The sequence below is a fragment of the Streptomyces sp. CA2R106 genome (genome assembly GCF_037034245.1).
Lineage (GTDB): Bacteria > Actinomycetota > Actinomycetes > Streptomycetales > Streptomycetaceae > Actinacidiphila.
The window spans coordinates 1-273 of record NZ_JBAGKC010000215.1; the positions used below are offsets into that span (position 1 = coordinate 1).

Annotated in this window: 1 protein-coding gene; it reads right to left on the reverse strand. The window is 66.3% G+C overall.

Annotated elements, in window-relative coordinates; all coding sequences use genetic code 11:
* The coding region (locus tag WA788_RS35805) for a phosphopantetheine-binding protein (protein ID WP_335984722.1) at positions 1-273 on the reverse strand (273 nt) is incomplete at both ends.

Here is a 273-nt window from a genome sequence, read left to right on the forward strand (position 1 = left end):
CCATATCCAGCTCAAGCATCTCCGCCGGATAACCCGTCTTCTCCGCCACCACACCCAACAACGCCGACTCCACCGCACCCGCGTCCGGCCCAGCAGCCACCGGCGCCGCGACGACCGGAGCAGGCACCGCCATGAACCCCACGATGTCCCGCAACGTCCGCAACTCCCCCAACACCTCAGGACCAGCCGCCGCATCCACCCCGAACCGCTCCTGCAACACCCCCATGATCTCCACCCGCTTGATCGAATCGATCCCCAGATCCGCCTCCACAT